Source organism: Nocardioides szechwanensis (assembly GCF_900103935.1).
GTDB lineage: Bacteria > Actinomycetota > Actinomycetes > Propionibacteriales > Nocardioidaceae > Nocardioides > Nocardioides szechwanensis.
In genome coordinates, this window is sequence record NZ_FNIC01000002.1 from 661,307 (window position 1) to 681,767 (window position 20,461).

Consider the following 20,461-nt stretch of genomic DNA (forward strand, 5'->3'; position numbering starts at 1 on the left):
CCAGGCGTAGCGTCCGTGCTGTCCTAGAGATTTTTCTGGCCACGTCGTTGTGGGGGGTGTCATGAAGTTCACGATCAGCCGCAAGCTCGTCGTCTCGGTCGTCTCCGTGCTCGTCGTGGCCGCGATCGCCGCGTTGAGCGGCATCTCCTGGAGCCAGGCGAGCGAGTCGCCGTCGGGGGTCCAGCTGGTCGCCGACGGGCACCTCGCTACCCTGACCGTCACCGACATCCAGCCTGGTGACGAAGCCTCACGCCTGGTGACGATCCACAACTCGGCCGACCGGCCGGCGCGGATCGACTTCACTGAGCAGGGCGAGGCGACGGGCTACCGTGACGGGCAGCTCCAGCTGTCGGTCGACGCCGGTGGCCGGCAGGTCTACGCAGGACAGTTCGGAGCGATGGCCGACCTCACCCAGGACATGGGTCAGATCGGTGCCGGCGAGTCGGTCACCTTCCGGTTCACGGTGTCCCTCCCGGACGAGGTCACCTACCTCGGCCCGGGTCGAGAGACGGCCACGGCGTCCTACGCGTGGGTGCTCGTGCCCGTCTAGCACCACAGCACCACCGCAGCGCAGCAACTTTGGGGGGTTTGGCGGGGCACACGCCTCGTGGTCAGCAGCACCGGCCCCCGACCTCGGGAAGGACATGATGGAGATCGCCCCGGCACCGCATCGGCGACGGCTGTCGCCGTTTGCCCGCGTGCTGATCGCGCTCGGGGTCTTCGCGCCCGTCACCTTCCTGGCCCTCGTGCCGACGATGTTCGGACTCCAGCGCTACGTCGTCGCCAACGAGTCGATGGACGGCGGCATCAGCCGCGGCTCGGTGGTCCTGGAGCGCCGGGTCCCGATCAGCGACCTCAAGGTCGGCGACGTGATCACCTACGACCCGCCGCCCGCGTCCGGCGTGGAGGGTCTGCTCACCCACCGGGTGATCTGGATCGACGGCATCCACCTGCAGACGCAGGGCGACGCGCAGCCCACTCCGGACCCCTGGCTGGTGCCCCTCGAGGAGCCGGTGATGTCCCGCGTGGTCGTGTCGATTCCCTACGTCGGGCTGCCGTTCGTGGCCCCGATCGGGGAGTCGGTGTGGCTGCTCGCGCTGATCGTTCCGGGCTCCGCGCTGCTGCTCCTGCTGCTCCAGGACTCGATGCGCGCGAGGCAGCCGCGTCCGGGTCCGTCCCAGACAGTCGGCACGTCACCCCGGTAGTAGAGATGAGAAGCCCTATGATGCTGGACTGTGGCCCACAGAGTTCTTGTCGTCGAAGACGAGGAGGACATCGCGATCCCTCTGGTGCGCACCTTGGAGCGCGAGGGGTACGACGTCCTGTGGGTCGACAGCGGACAAAAGGCGCTCGACGAGCTGGACTCCCGCTCGGCGGACGTCGTGATCCTGGATCTCGGTCTTCCTGACATGGACGGCCTGGAGGTCTGCCGCAAGGCACGTGGCGCCGGCTACGACGGCGCGATCATGATCGTCACCGCCCGGGCGGGCGAGCTCGATCGGGTCGTGGGCCTCGACTACGGCGCCGACGACTACCTCGCCAAGCCGTTCGGCCTCGCCGAGCTGCAGGCCCGGGTGCGCGCCCTGATCCGGCGCACGACCGGTGGAGCCAGCGGTGAGGGCGCCGACGAGGGTGCCCTGCGCATCGACGTCGCCGCGCGGCGGGTCTACGCCGGTGACGACGAGGTGCCGTTGACCGGCAAGGAGTTCGACGTCCTCAACATCCTCGCGGCTCACCGCGACAAGGTGGTGTCGCGCGGTCGGCTGATGGCCGACGTGTGGGACGAGAACTGGTACGGCTCGACCAAGACCCTCGACGTGACGATCGGGCGACTGCGACAGAAGCTCGAGAGCGTCGGGGTTTCGGAGCGAGTGGTCGCTGTTCGAGGCGTGGGTTTCCGCCTCGAGGGCAACACTCCCGATGCGTAAGCGACTCACCCTCGCGTTCGTCCTCGTCACCTTGTTGCTCACGGCCGCGGGTGGAGTGGTGCGTACGGTGACGCTCGAGGGGCTGCTGCGCGAGCGGGAGGGCGAGCACATCTTCCGTGAGGCCCTGACGCTCGCGACCGTCGTCGACCAGCGGATCCGGCAGGACCAGCGCGTCGACGAGGACTTCCTCGCCGACTACGCCGGCTCCGACACCCAGGTGGCGTTCGTGCCGGAGGGCGGTGAGGCGGTGGTCGTCGACGGCCCCGACTACCGCGAGTCCGACGACGGCATCTCCTCGACCGTCGTACTCGAGGACGGGTCGCTCACGATCCGGCAGTCCGGCGGCGTGATCCGCGGGCTGTGGCGCGACGACACCTCCGCTGCCCTGATCCTGCTGGCCCTGATCGCGGTGGCCGCGGCGGTGCTCGGCTACCTCATCGCCTGGTCGATGTCGGCGCCCTTCCAGCGCCTCGCCGTCGCCGCCAGTGCGCTGGGCCGCGGCCGGTTCGACCTCGACCTGCCCCGCACCCGGGTGCCCGAGGCGCGGGCGATCTCCGAGGCACTGGGTGCGAGCGCCGTGGCCCTGCGCAGCCGGCTCGAGCGCGAGCAGGAGTTCGCGATGCACGCCTCCCACGTGCTGCGCACGCCGCTGACCGGGCTGCGCCTCCAGCTCGAGGAGATGACCCTCGACGACGACCTTCCCGACGCGACCAGGGCCGCCGCGGTCAGCTGCATGGCCGCGGTCGACGAGGTCAACGAGGTCGCCGGTGACCTCGTCGACCTGTCCCGCCGGGGCCTGATCGGCGGGGCGCAGATCCCGCTGCGCGAGCTGGCCACCAGCAGCGCCCAGCACTGGGCCGACGAGCTCGGCGAGCACGGCCGGGGTCTGACGGCGGCGGTCGAGGGTGACATCGAGCTCACGTTCACACCGGGGCCGATCGAGCAGATCCTCGATCTGCTGCTGCGCGACGCCGTACGCCACGGGCAGGGCGACGCGCGGCTGATCTTCGAGGGCGACGCCCGGGGCCACCTGCGGGTGACCGTTCGCGGCCACCGCACGTCGTCGCCCGAGAGTGACGACCTGGTCGAGGAGGCGCGCTCCGTGGTCGAGGCCCTGGGCGGCCGTCTCCAGTCGCTGCCCGGCCCTCAAGGTGCCACCGACCTCGTGGCGCTGCTCCCGCGCCGCTGATCAGCGCTGGGTCTGCCCCTCGAGGAACGCGGTCACCAGGCGGTTGACCTCCGCCGGCTGCTCGAGCTGGAGGAAGTGGCCCGCGTCCGGGACCACCACGAGCTCCCCGTGCGCAGGCATCCGGGGGGCGGCCCGCCGGGCGAAGCCCGCCTGGAGGCAGCCGTCGTCGGCCCCGTGCAGGTTGAGCGTGGGCACCGTGGGCATCGCGGTCCAGGTGCGGTGCCAGTCGGCATACCCCGCCGGGACGGCCCACGGGCGCGCCACCGCGCGGTAGTAGCCGACCGCAGCCGAGCGCTGCTCGGGGGTGGCCAGCGAGGCGAGCACGTGGTCGAGGTCCTCGGCGGCGTCGTAGCCGGGCGACCACGCGCGCCAGAGGTGGCGCACGAGCCGCTCCAGGTTGCGCTCGGGCAGGACCGGGAGCTGGTTGAACATCGTGTACCAGGACAGGCGCACCTGACGCGGGATCATCCGTGCCCACTCACCGACGCCCGGGGTGACGCCGGCCATGGCCGGGAACGGCGGCACGGCGAGGGTGACGACCGCGCGGTAGGGGTTGCGCTCGTGGGCACCGAGCCCGTTGGCGGTGATCGCGCCCCAGTCGTGGCCGACCAGGACCGCCCGCTCGTCGCCGCCCAGCACCTCGTGCGCGGCGGCCGCGTCGGCCATCAGCGCCCCGACCTGGAAGCAGCCGTCGGCCGGCACGTCGGAGGGCCCGTAGCCGCGCGTGAACGGCGCGACGACCCGGAAGCCGCACTCCGCGAGGTGCGGGCCGAGGTGGCGCCAGGTCCAGGCCGTGTCGGGGAAGCCGTGGAGGGCGACGACCAGGGGGCCGTCGTCGGGACCCCAGGCGAGCGCGGACAGCCGGACGTGGGGGAGGGGCAGGTCGAGGATCCGGGGCAGCACGCTCATGCGCGCATTCTCACGCAGTGCTGACGAGGGTGGTGAAGACGACCACGTTGGACTGCCAGCCGCCGCGCGCCGCGTCGTACTCGCCGCCGCAGGTGACCAGGTTGAGTGCGCGGCGGGCGGGGTCGCCGGCGTACACCTCCTGGGCGGGGAAGTCCTCGTTGGCGTAGGTCGCCACCCGGTCGACACGGAACGTGGCGACCGACCCTCCGACCAGGCTGACCTCGACCGTGCTGCCGGGCTCGAGCTGGGCGAGGTCGTGGAACACCGCGGGCCCGTCGACCGAGTCCACGTGCCCGAGCACGACCGAGGAGCCCAGCTGGCCGGGGACCGGCCCCTGGTCGAACCAGCCGGCGCGCGCCGGGTTCTCGGGCACCTCGACGGTCCGGTCCTTGTTGAGGCCGAGACGGATCAGGTCGGTGGCGACGCCGATGGAAGGGATGGAGAGGTGCTCGGGGCGGGCCGGTGGCCCGGCCGGTGTTGTGTTGGCGGACGGAGGGGTCGGCGCGGCCGACGCCGTCGACGGTGGGACCGAGCCGGGCGCGACCGGAGCGGGCGCGGCCCGGTCCTCCGTCGGGGCGGACTGCTGCACCGCGAGCATGACGAGCACCGCCGCCGCACCGAGGAGCACGGCCGCGAGCGCGGCCCAGCGCCTCTGGCGCGGTGTTACGGGGTGTCGCATGGGTCAGTGCGTGCGGGTGGTGCGGGCCGAGACGGTGACCGCGACCAGGGCGCCCAGGGCCGCGAGACCGGCGAGCACGTAGAGCACCACGGGCCCGCGTCCGTCAGAGGCGGGCTTCAGACCGGTGTCGGGGTTGCCGACCGGGACGACCGGGGTCCCGGTGCCGCCGCCCGGCGTACTGCTTTCGGTGCCCGGGCCGGTCGGCGAGTCGGTCGAGGTCGGCGTGCTCGTCGGGGTGCTCGAGGGGGTGCTGGTCGGGGTCGCCGTCGCGGTGGGGGTGGGCGTCGGGGCGGCGCAGCCGGGGGAGGTGATCACGTTGGTGTCGAGCGTGACCGCGGCGTTGCGGGCCAGGATCCGGCCTACGACGTCCGCGCCGGTGTCGAGCGTGGCCGAGGTGAGGGCCATGACGGTGCCCACGAAGTCGGTGCCGGTGCCCAGGGTCGCCGAGCTGGTGACCTGCCAGAAGACGTTGCACGGCGAGGCGCCGTTGATCAGGTTGACGCTCGAGCCCGACGCGGTGGTCAGCGACGACCCGGCCTTGAAGATGAACACGGCACTGGGGTCGCCCTGGGCGTCGAGTGTGACCGTGCCGGTGAGCTGCATGCTCGAGGTGTCCTCGTAGACGCCGGGGATCAGGGTCAGACCGCCGAGGTCGGTGCCGGTCAGGTCCGTGTCGGTGGGCGAGTTGGCGGCCTGGAGGTAGGCGGTGGTCAGGTCGTTCTGGGCCTGCAGGGCGACGGCGTCGGCGACGTGCTGGGTGCCGTTGTTGACCTGGCCCGGCGGGAAGCCGGAGACGGCGGTTCCGGGGCTGACGCCGAGGTCGCCGGAGACCACCGACGCGCCGGTGTTGGTCACCTCGCTTCCGGCCAGCACCGCGAAGGACTCGGCCGTGCCGAGCAGGATCGGGTCGGCGGCGTACGCCGGGGAAGCGCCGCTCATCGCGACGCCGACCACCAGGAGGGCGCCGGCGGCCACGCTGAGCGAGGAGACGAGGCGGCGGGGGCCGCGCGGCCCGGGAGCAGGCGCGGAGAAGGGAGTATGGGGGGACATACGTGGCTGCTTTCTGCGGGCTCCGCAAGGGGGTGGTCAATGCGCCCTAGGGGGTGGGTGCACATGCGTGAGTCGTTCCACGGTACCCCAGACGTGACCCTCCGAAGCGGCAGTACTCGCGCACCCTAGGCTGCCGGGATGGCCGACAGCGCCCGTCAGATCGAGAACCTGCTCTACGACTACGCCGAGCGGATCGACGCCGGCGACTTCGAGGGCGTGGCCGACCTCTTCACCCACGCGCGGATCCACGGCCAGGAGAACGGCCCGCCGGAGACGGTCTTCGAGGGCCGTGCCGGCGCGCTGCGGCTGTACGAGATGTCCACGCGTCGCTACGACGACGACGGCACCCCGAAGACCCACCACATCACCACCAACGTCCGGGTCGAGGTCGACGAGGAGGCGGGCACCGGCACCTGCCGGTCCTACTTCGCCGTCGCCCAGGCCACCCCTGAGCTGCCGCTCCAGCTGATCATCACCGGCCGCTACCACGACACGTTCCAGCGGCTCGAGGGCCGCTGGTGGTTCGCGTCGCGCACCATGTTCGTCGACCAGGTCGGTGACCTCAGCCAGCACCTGCTCTTCTGAGCGTCTGCCGCGCCGTACAGTTCGGCCGGTGACCGACGCCCAGCTCGCCGTACGCCACCCCACGCCCAGCGTGGTGCGCGGCCTCGACCTCTTCGCCAAGAGCGGCCTGTTGCTGCTGCTGGCGATGGCGACGATGAACCCCGAGCTCGGCAACCTCGAGGGCAAGGGCGCCAACGCGCGCACGATCGGCTACTCGGTTTTGGCCTTCACGGTGCCGGCCATCTGGTACGCCTTCTGGCGCGAGCGGGCCTCGTTCCCGTGGGTGGCCGACCTGCTGGTCACCATCACCTGCTTCAGCGACACCCTCGGCAACCGGATGGACCTCTACGACGCCATCTGGTGGTTCGACGACTGGATGCACCTCGTCAACACCGGCCTGCTCGCCGCTGCCTTCATCCTGCTGACCCTGCACCACCGCGCCAGCCTCGGCCGCACCATCGAGCGCGGCCTCGCCTTCGGCGTCACCGCCGCACTCGCCTGGGAGATCGCGGAGTACTTCGCCTTCGTCAGCAAGTCGTCGGAGCGCGCCGGCGCCTACGACGACACCCTCGGCGACCTCGCTCTCGGCTCCACCGGCACTGTTCTCGCCGCGCTCGTCGTACACGCGATGTGGCAGCAGGGCCGGCTGCGCGAGACCGCGCCGCAGCTCGCCGTCACGCGCTGAGGGGTCAGCCGCGGGCGATCTCGGCGACAGCGTGCGCGTCGGGCGCGAAACCGTCGGCGCCGACGACACGCCACAGTTGCGGGTCGCGCCGGAAGGCGGCTCCACCGACGATGATGCGGGGCGGGTCGACGCTGCTTTCGCGGACGAGGGCGATCAGGTCGTGGGCGCGCGCGGCACAGCCGCTCATCGTCACCGAGATGGCAAGCAGTGTTGCCCTGTGCTGTTCGATCGCCGAGACGATCGCGTCATGAGGCAGGTTCGTGCCGATGAAGCGCACGTCCCACCCATCCGCATCCAACACGTTCGCGACGATGCTCGCGCCGACGACGTGGTTCTCGTCGACCACGCCGGTAACCACAGCCGTCCCCCTCCGACCTCTCGTCCGGGGGAGCTCCTCCTGGAGCACGCTGAGGATGAACTGGGTCGTGGCCGTCGCCATGTGCTCCTCGGCGATGGTGAGCCCGGTGGTCTGCCAGCGCCGCCCCACCTCGTAGAGCGCACTCTCGAAGACCTCGACGTAGACGTCTACCGGGGACTCAGCGTCGCTGAGCGCACCCCGCACGATGGCGAGAGCCTGCTCGCGGCGACCGCTGATGGCCGCAGCGACGTACAGCAGGCAGGCGGGCGACAGCGGGTTGTCTTCACCCCAAGGTGAGCTCTCGTCGGCGGCGAGGGACTCGAGGGCCGCGCTTATGGCGAGACGAACTGCCTCAGCTGCTGGTGGCGTCAGCCGACCCGTCAGGTGGTCGCGGATCGTCTCTAGGTTTTCAGCGAGGAACACCCCGCTGATCCCGTGCGACTGGAGCAGGTCGCGACACCAGAGCGCGTAGTCCCGGAAGGTGGTGGGGTCGTCCAGCTCGACCGATGCCTGCAGGAAGTCGATGTGGTGCCGGGCGTCCTGAACGCCGCGCGCCTGCGCCCGGTCGCCGTAGCGCTCGATCCAGTCGGGATGACGAGACAGGAAAGTATGGGTGACTGCGGCGGCGGCGGCGTCGTCACGGGCGCGGCCGATCTCGGCGGCGAGCTCGGCCTTCACGTGAGTCTCACTCGGCCACTACGTCGTAGCTGGTCATGCTCTTGAGCCGCTCGCGCTTGATGCCCTCACGCAACTCGGGAGAGATCCGGTCGTGGGAGACCGAGACGTAGGCCGTCATGTGCGCGCCAGTCCGTGGGGGAGAACCAGGGAGAACGTGGAGCCGGACCCGGGCTCGCTGACGCACGTGAGGTCGCCCCCGTGTGCTTCGGCGAAGGCGCGTGCGTTGGCCAGTCCGAGTCCGGTGCCTTCGATCCCGTGGTCGACGGCTGTCGAGGCGCGGAAGTACCGGTCGAAGAGGTGCTGCTGCTCTGCCGCGGGAATCCCGATGCCGGTGTCGGTGACGGTGATCGCGATCGTCGGTCCTCGTACCTCGCAGTCGACGTTCACCCGCCCGCCGCCGGGGGAGTACTTGACGGCGTTCGAGAGCAGGTTGTCGAGGATCTGTCGTACGCGACGCTCATCGACAAGTGCCGGTGCGGACTCGGCTCCGCTCAGTGTGATCGTCGCGTGCCCGGCCCGGGCCGCGGGCAGGAGGCCATGCACGGCATCTCGGGCCACGGTCACCAGGTCGGTGTCGCTTGGTTCGAGTCGCAGCTCGCCGGTCATGATCGTGGCCGCAGCGAGCAGGTCGTTGATCATGCTCAGCACCCGTTGCGCACCGTTCTCGATGGTCAGTGCCATGCGCTGCGCCTCAGCCGGAAGCTCCTCCTCGCCCAGCAGCTCGGCATAGCCGAGGATCGAGGTCAAGGGCGTCTTGAGGTCATGCGCTGCTGACGCCAGGAACATGCTCTTGAGCTCGTCGAGCTCGCGAAGGCGACGGTTCTTCGCGCTGAGCGAGCGGCGGGCTGCGAGCAGCTCGTCGTTGAGCTCGAGAAGAAGCGCGTTCAGCTTCTCCGCCGGAGCGCGCAGCGGCTCCGCCAGGACAAGGACGTGCTCGCCGTGGAGCAGTGCCCAGAACTTGCAGTCGACCACGTCTCCGCTTCGGCGTACGAGCCCCGCCTGGACGGACTGCCAGCTCGCCCCGGCGGCGGCCAGCAGGCCGGTCACGATGGCAGCCTGAGCAGGTACGACGACCCCGGGAAGGGAGTCAGTCGACCCCACCGTGCGATGGAAGGCGGGGTTGGCGCCCACGATCGTGCCGTCGCGTTGCACCGTCACAGCCGCCACGGAGTCGGTTCCCGCGAGGAACCCGTCGAATGGGGTCATGGTCTCGATCGGCCCGGGCCCGGTCACCCGAATCTCCTGCATATCGCAGTATGCGCCTTGCCCAACTCCCCCCCCGGCTGTCACTCGGCGTCCATGTCGTCAGCGCGTGTCAGACGTGGCCACATGTAGGCGGGACGACCTCATCCTGACCGAACAGATGACAAGATCCCGTCGTCCGCGTCATCGCGGGACGCCACCGTCCGAAAGGCATCACTCGTGAGCTCTCGAGGCACGCCGCGCCGCGTCTGGGTAAGCCCCGTGCGCTGCGGTCCCGGTGCCCTCCTCGGCGCCTGTCTCGCGGCCGTCGCGCTGGTCACCGTCCTGCTGCCGACGACCGCGGTCGGCAGTGCGGGCACGGCCGCCTCGAGCATCGTGGCTGCCCGTGTAGCAGACCCCACGCAGGACCGGCCGACCCTGCCGGCCCGGTGCCGCCCCGACTCCGAGCAGCACATCAGCAAGCCAGCCCCCTGCTACGTCACCCGGTTCGTCCGCACCCGCCCGACGGTGATGCTCTGGGGCGACTCCCACGCCTACCACCACATCCCCGCCGTGCGAGCGGCCGTGCGCGGCCAGAACGTCAACCTCGTGCTCTTCATCGCGGGCGCATGCCCGCCGATGGTCCGCATCGCCAAGCAGCAGGACACGTGCTCGGTCATCAACCGCCAGGCGCTGGAGTTCGTGACCCGCCTGCACAAGAACGGCCGTCCGCTCACTGTCCTCCTAGGCGCCTACTGGCACTGGTACCTCAGCACCCTGGAGAAGATCGACGCGGGCGAGGAGCCCGGGGCGGACGAGGCCTACATCTTCGAGCAGTCCCGGGAGTTCCGGCCGGGCGTCCCTCGGATGTTCCGCACCCTCGGGCGGATGGGGGTCAACGCCGACGTACTCGGACCCGTGCCCACCGTGCCCGACGAGGTGTTCCCGTGCCTCCAGGGCGAGATCCCCTACGCGTGCCCGATCCCGCGCGGCCAGGCCCTGCCCGACGAGAGCACCACACGGGAGTACGTCGAGACCCAGATGGAGGCCCTGGCCGGACGGCCGCGGCTGATCAACCTCAAGCCCCGGATCTGTGACTCGGCGTTCTGCTACGGGCTGCGCGACGACGTCTACACCTGGTACGACGGGATCCACCTGAGCGCCACCTTCTCGCGGAGCACCACGTCCGCCTTCCGCGGCATCGTCCGGGACCTGAAGCGCTGACCTGACGCGGAACCTTCCGCGTCTCACCCGCCACACCATCCACAGATTGCGCGGAGCCTCTGGCGCGACGGCGCCGACAGTCGTACCTTCACATCAACTGCCAGCAACTTCTTCTCGGGAGACGCCATGGCGATGGTGCAGGCTGATCCACTTCCGGACCAGCATCGCGAGCTGGTCGACCAGCTCGACGAGCGCGTGCGCGCGCTCGTCCGCGGCGAGGGCGTCGACCCACAGCGCGACGCGGTCGTCGTACGCCGGATCGCGGAGAGCGTGGTGCGCGACCATGACGAGCGGTCGCTGACCGGGGCCGTGGTTCCGGTGCCCGACGTCGGGTCGATGGTCGGTGAGCTGGTCGCGCGGGTGTCGGGCTTCGGGCCGCTCCAGCCGTTCCTCGACGACCCAGCGGTCGAGGAGATCTGGATCAACGACCCGAGCCGGGTCTTCGTCGCACGCCACGGGCGCCACGAGCTGACCAACCTGATGCTGAGCCAGGCCCAGGTCAACGAGCTGGTCGAACGGATGCTCAAGTCGAGCGGGCGCCGCATCGACATCAGTCGCCCGTTCGTCGACGCGATGCTGCCCGAAGGCCACCGGCTCCACGTCGTGCTCGAGGGGATCAGCCGCGGCTTCTCCGCGGTCAACATCCGCAAGTTCGTGCTGCGCGCCTCCCGGGTCACCGACCTGGTCGAGCTCGGCAGCCTGACTCCGCGCGCGGCCGCGTTCCTCGAGGCCGCGGTGCGCGCCGGCCTCAACATCCTGGTCGCCGGCGGCACACAGGCCGGCAAGACCACCATGCTCAACTGCCTCGCCGCGGCGATCCCCGGCGGCGACCGGGTGGTGTCGGCCGAGGAGGTCTGGGAGCTCCGGTTCCCACATCCCGACTGGGTGCCGCTCCAGACCCGGCAGTCCGGGCTCGAGGGCACGGGCGAGATCCGGCTTCGCGACCTGGTCAAGGAGAGCCTGCGAATGCGGCCGAGCCGGATCATCGTCGGCGAGGTCCGCGCGGAGGAGTGCCTCGACCTGCTGCTGGCGCTCAACGCCGGGCTTCCGGGCATGTGCACGCTCCACGCCAACAGCGCGCGGGAGGCGCTGGTCAAGATGTGCACGCTGCCGCTGCTCGCCGGCGAGAACATCTCGGCCGGCTTCGTCGTACCCACCGTGGCGGCGTCCGTCGACCTCGTCGTCCACCTCGGCATCGACCAGCACGGCGTACGCCGGGTCAACGAGGTCGTCGGCGTGCCGGGGCGGGTGGAGAACGGCGTGATCGAGACGGAGTCGATCTTCGAGCGCCGCGAGGGTGGCGACCTGCGCCGCGCCAACGGGATGCCGCCGCGGGCGGAGCTGTTCGTGCGCGCCGGGATCGACGTCCACCGGATCCTGACCGAGGACCACTGATGGGCGCGCTGGTCGGTCTGGGCGTCGGCATCGGGCTGATGCTCATCTGGTCGGCGTTCTTCCTGCCGCGTACGCCGCGTCGTGCGGCGCGGGCCGACGGCCGCGGCGCGCAGCTGCTGGCGCGCGCCGGGCTGGGGGAGGTCTCGCCGACCGGCTTCGCGTTGCTGTGCCTGGTCTCGGGGGCCGTGTGTGCGGTGGTGATCCAGGTGGCGTCACGGACGGCGCCGGTGGCGGTCGCGTTCGGGGCCCTCGGTGCCTACCTCCCGGTCGCCGTGGTGGCCGGACGTGCCCGGCGGCGACAGCGCGAGTTCGCGGAGGTGTGGCCGGAGGCGGTCGACAACCTCGCCTCTGCTGTTCGCGCCGGGATGTCGCTGCCCGATGCCCTGGCGGGCCTGGCGGTCCGGGGTCCCGAGCCGCTGCGCGACGCGTTCGACGCGTTCGCCCTGGACTACCAGGTGACCGGTCGCTTCGGGGAGTGCCTCGACCGGCTCAAGGTCCGCCTCGCCGATCCGGTCGGCGACCGCGTCATCGAGGGCCTGCGGATCGCCCGCGAGGTGGGTGGCGGCGAGCTCGGGCGGCTGCTGCGCAACCTGTCGGGCTACCTGCGCGACGACGCGCGCACGCGCTCCGAGCTCGAGTCCCGCCAGGCGTGGACCGTCAACGGTGCGCGCCTGGCCGTCGCTGCTCCGTGGCTGGTGCTGCTCATGATGTCGTTCCAGTCCGAGGTGATCCGCCGCTACGCCTCGCTGGCCGGCGCGTTCGTCCTCGCGCTCGGCGCCGCGCTCTGCCTGGTCGCCTACCGGCTGATGATGCGGATCGGCCGCCTCCCCGTGGAGAGGCGGATCCTGTCGTGACACTGACGCTGTGGGGTGCGGTCCTCGGGGCGCTCGCCGGCGCGGGCGTCGTACTCGTCGGCGTGCGGTGGCGAGTCATCGGCCGCCCGCAGCTCTCGACCCGGGTGCTGCCCTACGTCCGCGACCTGCCGCAGGTCGGCCGCACCCCCGCGCTCCGCGTCGTCTCCAGCTCGCCGACGTCCGCCGCCGCCGGGGTCTTCGGCCCGGTGCTGCGCTCGGTGGCCGACTCGCTCGAGCGGGTGCTCGGCGGAGCCGCGTCCGTACGCCGCCGCCTCGAGCGCGCCGCGATCGACAAGAGCGTGCACGAGTTCCGGATCGAGCAGGTGATGTGGGGTCTCGCGGGGCTCGGGGTGGTCGCCGCCTACGGCCTGCTCAAGACGCTGACCGATCCCGGCGGCGTGCTCGGGCTGGTGGTGCTGTGCGCGGTCGGGTTCGCGGTCGGGGTGATCGCCCGCGACAACCGCCTGAGCGGCCAGGCCACGAGCCGCGAGCGCCGCATCCTGGCGGAGTTCCCGACGGTCGCCGAGCTGCTCGCGCTCGCCGTCGCCGCGGGGGAGAGCCCGGTCGCCGCGCTCGACCGCGTCGTACGACGCAGCGGCGGTGAGCTGTCGAGCGACCTCGCCAAGGTGCTGGCCGCGGTGCGCACCGGTGAGCCGGTGTCGTCGGCCTTCGACCAGCTGGCCGCGGCCAGCGGGCTCTCGCTGGTGTCGCGCTTCGCCCAGGGCATCGCGGTCGCGGTCGAGCGCGGCACCCCGCTCGCGGAGGTGCTGCACGCCCAGGCCGCCGACGTACGCGAGGCCGGCCGCCGCGAGCTGATCGAGGTGGCGGCGCGCCGCGAGATCTTCATGATGGTCCCGGTCGTCTTCCTGGTGCTGCCCGTGACCATTCTCTTCGCATTCTGGCCCGGAGTCGTGGGCCTCGACCTGACCACTCCCTGACCTCTCGGAAAGGTTCTGTCATGGAGAACATCGCAATGATGATGACCCGCTTCTACCTCGTGTTGACCGCACCCCGGTCGCGCGACGAACGCGGTGACGTGCCCGGCTGGGTCCTCGTGACGGTGATGTCGGCCGGCATCGTGATGGCCATCTGGTCCGTCGCCAGCGAGTCGCTGACCGGGATGCTGAGGGACGCCCTCAACTCGGTGAAGTAGTGCTCGCCAGGCTGCGGGCCCGGTCGCAGCGCGGTGCCGCCGTCGTCGACTTCGTCCTCGTGCTGGTGGTGCTGGTGCCGCTGTTCCTCGGCATGCTCCAGGTCGCGCTGGTGATGCTGGTGCGCAACACCCTGGCCGCCGCGGCGTCCGAGGGCGCTCGGCTGGCCGCGACGTCCGACCGCGGGCCCGGGGACGGGGTCGCGCTCACGCGCGAGCAGATCGACCAGGCCATCGCCGGAAGGTACGCCGAGGACGTCACCGTCCGCCGCGTCCTGGTCGACGGGGCGCCGACGATCGAGGTCACGATCCACGCGCGGGTCCCCGCCCTGGGCATCGGCGGGCCGGCCGTCGAGCTGTCGGTGACCGGGCACGCGGTCGAGGAGCAGCCGTGAGGCGCCGTGACGACGACGGCAGCGCGGTCGTCGAGGTGGTCTGGCTCGGCATCCTGCTGCTGGTCCCGCTGCTGTGGATCGTGCTGTCGGTCTTCGAGGTGCAGAAGGGCGCGTTCGCGACGAGCGCCGCAGCCCGGGCGGCCGGGCGTGCCTACGCCCTGGCGCCCACCGACGCGGTCGGCAAGGCCCGCGCCGAGCAGGCCGCGCGGCAGGCGCTCGCCGACCAGGGGCTGTCCGGGGCGCCGTTGACGGTGACCGTGACCTGCGCGTCGGCCGGCACCAGCTGCCACAGCGGGGGAGCGGTGATCACCGTGCACATCTCCTCGCGGGTCGACCTGCCGCTGATGCCGGAGGTACTCGGTGGCGACAAGCCGAGCTTCGCGCTCGACGCGACGCACACGGTGCCGATCGGGCAGTACCAGGAGGTCGAGTGAACCGCCCCCGCACTCGCACTCGCGACGAGCGCGGCTCCTCGGCCGTGCTCATCATCGGCTTCGCGGCCTTCCTCGCGATGACGATCGCGATGGTCGTCGACGCCTCCGCCGCCTACCTCCAGCGCCAGAGCCTCGACACGCTCGCCGACGGCGCCGCCCTCCACGGCGCCGACCTCGGCGCGACCGGCCGCGACGTCTACCAGGGCGGCGTACCCGATGAACGTCTGGAGCTGACCGAGGCCCAGGCCCGCATCGCCGTACGCGACTACCTGCGCGACGTCGGCGCCTACCGCAAGTACCCCGGGCTCTCCTACGACGTCCGCGTCGACGACACCCGGATCACCGTCGAGCTCCGCGCGCCGGTCGACCTCCCGCTGACCGTGCCGGGTTCACCCGAACACCCTGTCGTCGGTGCCTCCGGGTCGGCCGTCGTCGCGCCCGAGTGAACGCTGCGCAGGACGTCATACGGATCGTGGATGCGACTCCTCGGGACGTATGACGTCCTGGAGCGGCCGGGGCCCGAGCGGTGAGCCGCTGGTCTAGCGATCCCGTCATTCCCGCACGGCGGCGATCCCATCGCTCTAGCCTGCACGACATGTTGCATCTTGAGACTCCGCCGAGCTGGATCGTCAACCTGTTCACGATCGGCATCTCGCGGGCCCGTTGGATCGCCGAGTCCAACCAACGCCTGGGGCAGGGGGGCGCGGGCTTCATGTTCGCGTGGTTCTTCCTGGCGTTCGCCAACTACGGGCTGGCCGAGCGGATGAACGGCGCGTTGCGGCAGGCCGGGTCGCCGGTCACCGTGTCGCCGATCGTGTGCTTCCTCTTCACGGGGTGGCCGTTCTTCGGCTCGAACGCCCAGTTCCGGAAGGGCACGCAGGCGCTCAACGCTGCCTACGCAGGGCGGCAGCAGGCGCCCGTCGCCTAAGCCAAGGCGCCGGTCAGGACGACGTCCTTGGCGGGGTCGTGGTGCTCGTAGGTGCTCGCGGCCGCGGGTCCCGCGACGCCGAAGGCCAGGGTGAGGGCCAGTGCCCCGGTGGTCGCTGCACGACGCATGAACGCCTCCTCGATGGTCATTAGTGACTATGCGGTGACTACACCCTAAAGTGTCATGTGGGTGGGGAGAACAGGACGAAAGTACCTATGACGCTCGGTACGTCCGCGCATAAGTTCAGGTTCATGCTGGTTCGCCTCATCGCCCTTCTCGCCGCGGCGATCCTCTTGCTCGTCGCCACTCCTGCCGTGGCGGCCACCCCCACGCAGGTCTACGCGAGCCAGATCATGAGCGCGACCAACACCGTGCGCATCAACCATGACCGGCCCAAGCTCCAGGGCAACGCCTGCGTCAAGCGCTTCGCCGTGCGCCAGGCCCAGCGGATGGCCAACCAGGAGCGCATCTTCCACCAGAGGCTGGGGCCCGTGCTGCGCGAGTGCGGCCTGACCAAGGCCGGCGAGAACGTCGCCTACGGCTTCCCCACAGGCCTGGCCGTGGTCTTCGAGGGCTGGCTGCACTCGCCCAGCCACCTCGTCAACATCCTCGACCGTGAGTTCCGGCTCCTCGGTGCCGGTGCTCGCAAGAGCGACAGCGGCGTCTGGTACGCCGCCCAGGTGTTCGGCCGGAGGTGACCCGGCGCCCGTTCAGCGAGCGGGCCGTACCAGCCGCGATGCCGCCACCCGGATGCTGCTGGTCGTGTGGCCGGGTGCGGTGGCGGTGATCCGGACCCGGATCCGCTTGCCGAGCGCACTGTGGGGTACCCGCAGTGTCGTGCCGGTGGCGCCCAGCACCTTGTCGTTGGCGGTCCACCGGTAGCGGAGCACCAGTCCCGCCACCGGGCCCGGGAAGGCTCCGGAGACGAAGATCTGGGCGGTGAGCCGCTTGCCGACCCGCGCGGTGCCCGCGATGCGGGGGGAGAGCAGTGCCAGTGCGCCGGGGACGACCCGGTCGCTGGCGGCGCTGCCGGTGGCCGGCTCGTAGCCCTCGGCGGTGTAGGTCACGACCACTCGGAGGAGTGCCTCGGCGTCCTCGACCCCGACGGCGTACGTCGCGGCCGTGGCGCCCGGGATGTCGGTGGCGATGCCGTCGGCGCCGATGCGCTGCCACTGGTAGCCGACGGTGCTCTCGCCGGGGTCACCATGTGCGGCGGTGAGCGTGCGACCCACGTTGGCCGTCCCGGTGATCGTGGGCTGTGGCGCGGGCAGCCCGGTGCCCGGGGCGACGACGGTGTCGGTGACGACGAGCTCGGTGTTGGGCTGGTAGCCCGCACGGGAGGCGACCGTGACCAGCCGGATCCGCCGGCCCACGTGCTGCGTGGTCGGGACCAGCGTGCGTGCTGTCGCGCCCGGGATGTTCGTGAAGTCGCCGACGTCGGTCGAGCGCTGCCACTGGAAGGCGAGGTCGACCGTGGCGTCGCCGTCGAGGCTGGTCACCGCGGTGAGGGACTGGCCTACCTGCGGAGCGCCGGCGATGGTGGCGTCGAACCCCGAGATCGTCGGCAGCGCCCAGTGGGCGTGGAGCTCGAGGGGGAGCGGGCCGGAGCCGTCGCTGCTGCCCGGCAGCGTGCTGGTCGCCGTGACCGACGTCCCGCCGCCGTTGGGCGCGGTGAACCAGCCGCCGAAGACGAAGCCCGCCTTGGTGGGGTCGGGCGGGAACGCGCGGCCGCCACGGGTGAACGTATCGGCGAACACGGTGACCGGGCCGGGGGCGGCGGAGCCGCCGTCGGTGTCGAACGTGACCAGGTAGTGGTGGTTGCTGACCGCCACGGCGTCGCTGGTGAGGCTGGCCGCCGGCAGCAGGATCCGGCCGTTGTTGACGACCTGGCCGTCGCCCGTCACGTCGGCGTACGTCGGGACCGGGTCGGCCGAGCCGTCGATGAGGCCGTCGGGTCCGACCGTGACCTCGGCGCCCGGGTCGGTGTCGGGGACGTCCATCGGCCCGGCGGGGAGGCGCAGCGTGCCGCCGGTGACGCGCAGCGTGCCGAAGTCCGCGCTGCCGCCGCAGCCGCACCCGAACCCGGCGCCCACCGCAGTGCCGTCGACGTCCGCCATGGCCGTGACGGTTCCGCCGGAGATGGTGACGGCGGAGCCGCGCTGGTCGGGGCCGCCGCCGATGCCGGCGCTCTCGATCCCGCCGGTCGCGGTCACGGTGCCACCCGACACGTCGACCGTGGAGGTCGGCACGGGCAGGGCGGAGGTCGCGGTGGTCCCGATGCCGGGGCCCTCGTCGCCTCCGGTCGCGGTGACGTCGCCGGCGCTGATCTCGATGTCGGTGGTCCCGGTGGTCTCGGCGCCGGAACCGATGCCGGGACCGCCGGGGCCACCACCTGTGTTGACCGTGCCGCCGGCGACCGCGACCGCCAGGTCGGTGCCGAGGATGCTGCTGCCGATCCCGGCTGCCAGGACACCACCCTCAGCGGTGACCGTGCCGCCCTCGACGCGGACGTCGGCGCTGCTCGGACCGGCCCCGGCGCCGACGCCGGCCCCGAAGAATCCGCCACGCGCGTCGACCGTGCCGCCCGAGATGACGACGGTGGACTCCACCGCGTCGGCGAACGGGTCGCTGGTCGCGCCGCCCCCGATGCCGGCACCGCCGCTGCCTCCGGCAGCCCAGACGGTCCCGCCGCTCATCATGATGTCGGCGGTGTCACCGTCGAGGCCGGCTCCGATCCCGGCCGCGGCGTCGCCGCCGTACGCGGTGACGTCGCCCCCGCTGATGGTGATGTCGCCGATCTGCGCGGCCCCGCTGCCGCCGATGCCGGCGGCCTCCAGGCCACCGGTCGCGTCGACCGTGCCCGACTGGATCGTGATGTCGGTCCCGTCGGAGTTGTCGAGGCCGGCGGTGGACCCTGCCGAGGCGTCGACGGTCAGGGTTCCGGTGCCGCCGGTGGACCTGACGGTGAGCGCGCCGCCAGTGAGCACCTGGATGGTGGCCAGCTCCACGTCGAAGCTTGCGAGGTCGAGCACGACCGGGCAGTCCACGACGATGCCGCCGACGTCGGAGATGTCGGCGGTGACGATGATGACGCTCGGTGACACCGGCGTGCCCGCGCAGCCGGACGTCGCCGCGCCGAGCTCGGTGTAGTCGGCGACGGAGGCGTCGCCCGCGGCGTACGCCCCGGAGGGCGCGAGCGACAGCGTCGCGAGGGTGGTGGCGAGCCCGAGCACCGCCGCCCGGCCCAGAGCGCGAAGCGTGGGCAGGTGGCTGACCGGCATCTTCGGAGTAGAGCAGAGTCAGCGTCCGGCCGAGGCGGTTTCGGCGAGACTTTGCGGTGCGGCCCGGACCGCGGAATGGTCCTGGAGTGGAGCAGTCCGTAACCTTGCTCCTTGTGGCAGGCCCCGACTACGACTCCGAGATCAAGACTCTCCAGGCGACGATGTACACCATCGAGCAGGTGCTCGACATCGGCGCGATGCGCACCGAGATCGCCGACCTGGGCGAGCAGGTCGCGGCTCCGGACCTGTGGGACGACCAGGCCAACGCGACCCGGGTGACCGGCCGGCTCTCCGCGCTCCAGGGCGAGGTCGACCGCTTCGACAGCCTCACCGGCCGGATCGAGGACCTCGAGATCATGGTCGAGCTCGGCACCGAGGAGGGCGACGCGGCGTCGCTCGCCGACGCCGAGCGCGAGCTGGGCCGGATCAAGAAGGCCGTCGAGGTGCTCGAGGTGCGCACGCTCCTCAACGGCGAGTACGACGCCCGGGAGGCGCTGGTGAGCATCCGCGCCGGCGCCGGTGGCGTCGACGCCGCCGACTTCGCCGAGATGCTGATGCGGATGTACGTCCGCTGGGCCGAGCAGCACAACTACAGCGTCGAGGTCTACGAGACGTCGTACGCCGAGGAGGCCGGCCTCAAGTCCGCCACCTTCGCCATCCACGCGCCCTACGCCTACGGCACCCTCTCGGTCGAGGCCGGCACCCACCGGCTGGTCCGCATCAGCCCGTTCGACAACCAGGGCCGGCGCCAGACCAGCTTCGCGGCTGTCGAGGTCGTCCCGGTGCTGGAGCAGACCGACGAGATCGACGTGCCCGACGAGGAGATCCGCGTCGACGTCTACCGCTCCGGCGGTCCCGGCGGCCAGTCGGTCAACACCACCGACTCCGCGGTCCGGCTGACGCACATCCCGACCGGCACGGTCGTCTCCTGCCAGAACGAGAAGAGCCAGCTCCAGAACAAGGCCAGCGCCATGGTGGTGCTCAAGGCCAAGCTGCTCGCGCTCAAGAAGGCCGAGGAGAAGGCGCACCTCGACGGGCTGCGCGGAGACGTGCAGGCCTCGTGGGGCGACCAGATGCGCAACTACGTGCTCAACCCGTACCAGATCGTCAAGGACCTGCGCACCGGCTACGAGGTCGGCAACCCCAGCTCGGTGTTCGACGGCGACCTCGACGGCTTCCTCGAGGCCGGCATCCGCTGGCGCCGCGGCGCCGACAAGGCCGACGACAACTAGGGCGTGTCTCCCTATTCGCGAAGCCAGATGGTGATGGCGCGTAGGACTACGCCTCCGCGGTAGACCACGGCGAGTTTGTCGTAGCGGGTAGCCAGACCGCGCCACTGCTTGTGGTCGTTGAAGGATCGCTCGATCACGTTGCGCCCTTTGTAGGTCGCGGCGTCGAATGCTGGCGGTCGGCCGCCGGCCGATCCGCGACGCTTGCGGTGGGCGATCTGGTCCGAGGGCTGCGGGATAACCGCTCGGACTCGTCGTGATCGCAGTTCAGTGCGGATCGCGCGGGAGGAGTAGGCCTTGTCGCCGAGCACCGCAACCGGGCGGGTGCGCGGGCGCCCTGGCCCCAGTC

General features: G+C 71.4%; 25 protein-coding genes. 17 read left to right on the forward strand and 8 right to left on the reverse strand.

Annotation, left to right across the window (positions count from 1 at the left end; all coding sequences use genetic code 11):
* The first annotated feature begins 61 nt into the window (after window positions 1-61).
* From BLR90_RS08410 to BLR90_RS08425, 4 genes are all read left to right on the forward strand, one after another.
* Window positions 62-550, forward strand: coding sequence for a hypothetical protein (locus BLR90_RS08410; protein ID WP_091024401.1), 489 nt, complete (start codon window positions 62-64; stop codon window positions 548-550).
* Between the two features lie 97 nt (window positions 551-647).
* A complete protein-coding gene (locus BLR90_RS08415; RefSeq protein WP_143016155.1) occupies window positions 648-1,205 on the forward strand; it encodes a signal peptidase I in 558 nt (185 codons plus the stop codon).
* Window positions 1,206-1,235: 30 nt separating this feature from the next.
* Window positions 1,236-1,928: a response regulator transcription factor gene (locus tag BLR90_RS08420; RefSeq protein WP_091024407.1), complete on the forward strand. Its 693-nt coding sequence runs from the start codon at window positions 1,236-1,238 to the stop codon at window positions 1,926-1,928.
* A complete protein-coding gene (locus tag BLR90_RS08425) occupies window positions 1,921-3,117 on the forward strand; it encodes a sensor histidine kinase (protein WP_091024409.1) in 1,197 nt (398 codons plus the stop codon). Before BLR90_RS08420 ends, BLR90_RS08425 begins: the two co-directional genes overlap by 8 nt.
* On the opposite strand, the gene BLR90_RS08430 is transcribed toward BLR90_RS08425, so the two are convergent.
* The 3 genes from BLR90_RS08430 to BLR90_RS08440 are packed head-to-tail and all read right to left on the reverse strand — an operon-like array spanning window position 3,118 to window position 5,755.
* Window positions 3,118-4,026, reverse strand: a complete 909-nt coding sequence (locus BLR90_RS08430; protein ID WP_091024411.1) for an alpha/beta fold hydrolase — start codon at window positions 4,024-4,026, stop codon at window positions 3,118-3,120. It lies immediately after the preceding gene.
* A 10-nt stretch (window positions 4,027-4,036) separates the two neighbouring features.
* Window positions 4,037-4,705, reverse strand: coding sequence for a class F sortase (locus BLR90_RS08435; RefSeq protein ID WP_091024413.1), 669 nt, complete (start codon window positions 4,703-4,705; stop codon window positions 4,037-4,039).
* A gap of 3 nt (window positions 4,706-4,708) precedes the next feature.
* Window positions 4,709-5,755, reverse strand: coding sequence for an ice-binding family protein (locus tag BLR90_RS08440; RefSeq protein WP_218029417.1), 1,047 nt, complete (start codon window positions 5,753-5,755; stop codon window positions 4,709-4,711).
* Between the two features lie 138 nt (window positions 5,756-5,893).
* Between BLR90_RS08440 and BLR90_RS08445 the strand changes: the two genes are divergently transcribed.
* Entirely contained in the window at window positions 5,894-6,340 is a 447-nt protein-coding gene (locus tag BLR90_RS08445; protein ID WP_091024415.1) for a nuclear transport factor 2 family protein, read from the forward strand.
* Between the two features lie 28 nt (window positions 6,341-6,368).
* Window positions 6,369-7,004 (forward strand): DUF2238 domain-containing protein, encoded by a 636-nt coding sequence (locus tag BLR90_RS08450; protein ID WP_091024417.1) that lies wholly within the window; start codon window positions 6,369-6,371, stop codon window positions 7,002-7,004.
* A gap of 4 nt (window positions 7,005-7,008) precedes the next feature.
* Here the strand turns inward: BLR90_RS08450 and BLR90_RS08455 are convergent, their stop codons facing one another.
* Window positions 7,009-8,040, reverse strand: coding sequence for a cobalamin B12-binding domain-containing protein (locus tag BLR90_RS08455; protein ID WP_091024419.1), 1,032 nt, complete (start codon window positions 8,038-8,040; stop codon window positions 7,009-7,011).
* 114 nt (window positions 8,041-8,154) lie between these two features.
* A complete protein-coding gene (locus BLR90_RS08460) occupies window positions 8,155-9,273 on the reverse strand; it encodes a sensor histidine kinase (RefSeq protein WP_143016156.1) in 1,119 nt (372 codons plus the stop codon).
* Window positions 9,274-9,462: 189 nt separating this feature from the next.
* Between BLR90_RS08460 and BLR90_RS08465 the strand changes: the two genes are divergently transcribed.
* From BLR90_RS08465 to BLR90_RS08505, 9 genes are all read left to right on the forward strand, one after another.
* The gene (locus BLR90_RS08465; protein ID WP_143016157.1) at window positions 9,463-10,446 is read left to right on the forward strand and encodes an SGNH hydrolase domain-containing protein; all 984 of its coding nucleotides are present in this window, start codon (window positions 9,463-9,465) and stop codon (window positions 10,444-10,446) included.
* 126 nt (window positions 10,447-10,572) lie between these two features.
* A complete protein-coding gene (locus tag BLR90_RS08470; RefSeq protein WP_091024425.1) occupies window positions 10,573-11,841 on the forward strand; it encodes a TadA family conjugal transfer-associated ATPase in 1,269 nt (422 codons plus the stop codon).
* Window positions 11,841-12,695, forward strand: a complete 855-nt coding sequence (locus BLR90_RS08475) for a type II secretion system F family protein (protein ID WP_091024427.1) — start codon at window positions 11,841-11,843, stop codon at window positions 12,693-12,695. The genes BLR90_RS08470 and BLR90_RS08475 overlap by 1 nt, the downstream gene beginning before the upstream one ends.
* Window positions 12,692-13,633: a type II secretion system F family protein gene (locus BLR90_RS08480; RefSeq protein WP_091024429.1), complete on the forward strand. Its 942-nt coding sequence runs from the start codon at window positions 12,692-12,694 to the stop codon at window positions 13,631-13,633. The genes BLR90_RS08475 and BLR90_RS08480 overlap by 4 nt, the downstream gene beginning before the upstream one ends.
* A gap of 20 nt (window positions 13,634-13,653) precedes the next feature.
* The gene (locus tag BLR90_RS08485; protein ID WP_091024438.1) at window positions 13,654-13,848 is read left to right on the forward strand and encodes a hypothetical protein; all 195 of its coding nucleotides are present in this window, start codon (window positions 13,654-13,656) and stop codon (window positions 13,846-13,848) included.
* Entirely contained in the window at window positions 13,848-14,240 is a 393-nt protein-coding gene (locus tag BLR90_RS08490; RefSeq protein ID WP_245715213.1) for a TadE/TadG family type IV pilus assembly protein, read from the forward strand. The genes BLR90_RS08485 and BLR90_RS08490 overlap by 1 nt, the downstream gene beginning before the upstream one ends.
* Window positions 14,237-14,674, forward strand: coding sequence for a hypothetical protein (locus tag BLR90_RS08495; protein WP_091024440.1), 438 nt, complete (start codon window positions 14,237-14,239; stop codon window positions 14,672-14,674). The genes BLR90_RS08490 and BLR90_RS08495 overlap by 4 nt, the downstream gene beginning before the upstream one ends.
* Entirely contained in the window at window positions 14,671-15,120 is a 450-nt protein-coding gene (locus BLR90_RS08500) for a TadE/TadG family type IV pilus assembly protein (RefSeq protein WP_091024442.1), read from the forward strand. Before BLR90_RS08495 ends, BLR90_RS08500 begins: the two co-directional genes overlap by 4 nt.
* Before the next feature lie 149 nt (window positions 15,121-15,269).
* The gene (locus BLR90_RS08505; RefSeq protein ID WP_091024443.1) at window positions 15,270-15,602 is read left to right on the forward strand and encodes a hypothetical protein; all 333 of its coding nucleotides are present in this window, start codon (window positions 15,270-15,272) and stop codon (window positions 15,600-15,602) included.
* Here the strand turns inward: BLR90_RS08505 and BLR90_RS21635 are convergent.
* Complete coding sequence (locus BLR90_RS21635) at window positions 15,599-15,730, reverse strand: hypothetical protein (RefSeq protein ID WP_281245381.1); 132 nt, start codon at window positions 15,728-15,730, stop codon at window positions 15,599-15,601. The two genes, BLR90_RS08505 and BLR90_RS21635, sit on opposite strands and share 4 nt — an antisense overlap.
* A gap of 123 nt (window positions 15,731-15,853) precedes the next feature.
* On the opposite strand from BLR90_RS21635, the gene BLR90_RS08510 reads away from it, so the two are divergent.
* Window positions 15,854-16,300 (forward strand): CAP domain-containing protein, encoded by a 447-nt coding sequence (locus BLR90_RS08510; RefSeq protein ID WP_170254332.1) that lies wholly within the window; start codon window positions 15,854-15,856, stop codon window positions 16,298-16,300.
* Window positions 16,301-16,312: 12 nt separating this feature from the next.
* On the opposite strand, the gene BLR90_RS08515 is transcribed toward BLR90_RS08510, so the two are convergent.
* A complete protein-coding gene (locus tag BLR90_RS08515) occupies window positions 16,313-18,883 on the reverse strand; it encodes an InlB B-repeat-containing protein (RefSeq protein ID WP_091024447.1) in 2,571 nt (856 codons plus the stop codon).
* A 113-nt stretch (window positions 18,884-18,996) separates the two neighbouring features.
* Between BLR90_RS08515 and prfB the strand changes: the two genes are divergently transcribed.
* Entirely contained in the window at window positions 18,997-20,115 is a 1,119-nt protein-coding gene (gene prfB, locus BLR90_RS08520; protein ID WP_091024449.1) for a peptide chain release factor 2, read from the forward strand.
* 11 nt (window positions 20,116-20,126) lie between these two features.
* Here the strand turns inward: prfB and BLR90_RS08525 are convergent.
* A partial coding sequence (locus tag BLR90_RS08525; protein WP_143016158.1) for a transposase occupies window positions 20,127-20,461 on the reverse strand: 335 nt, incomplete at its 5' end.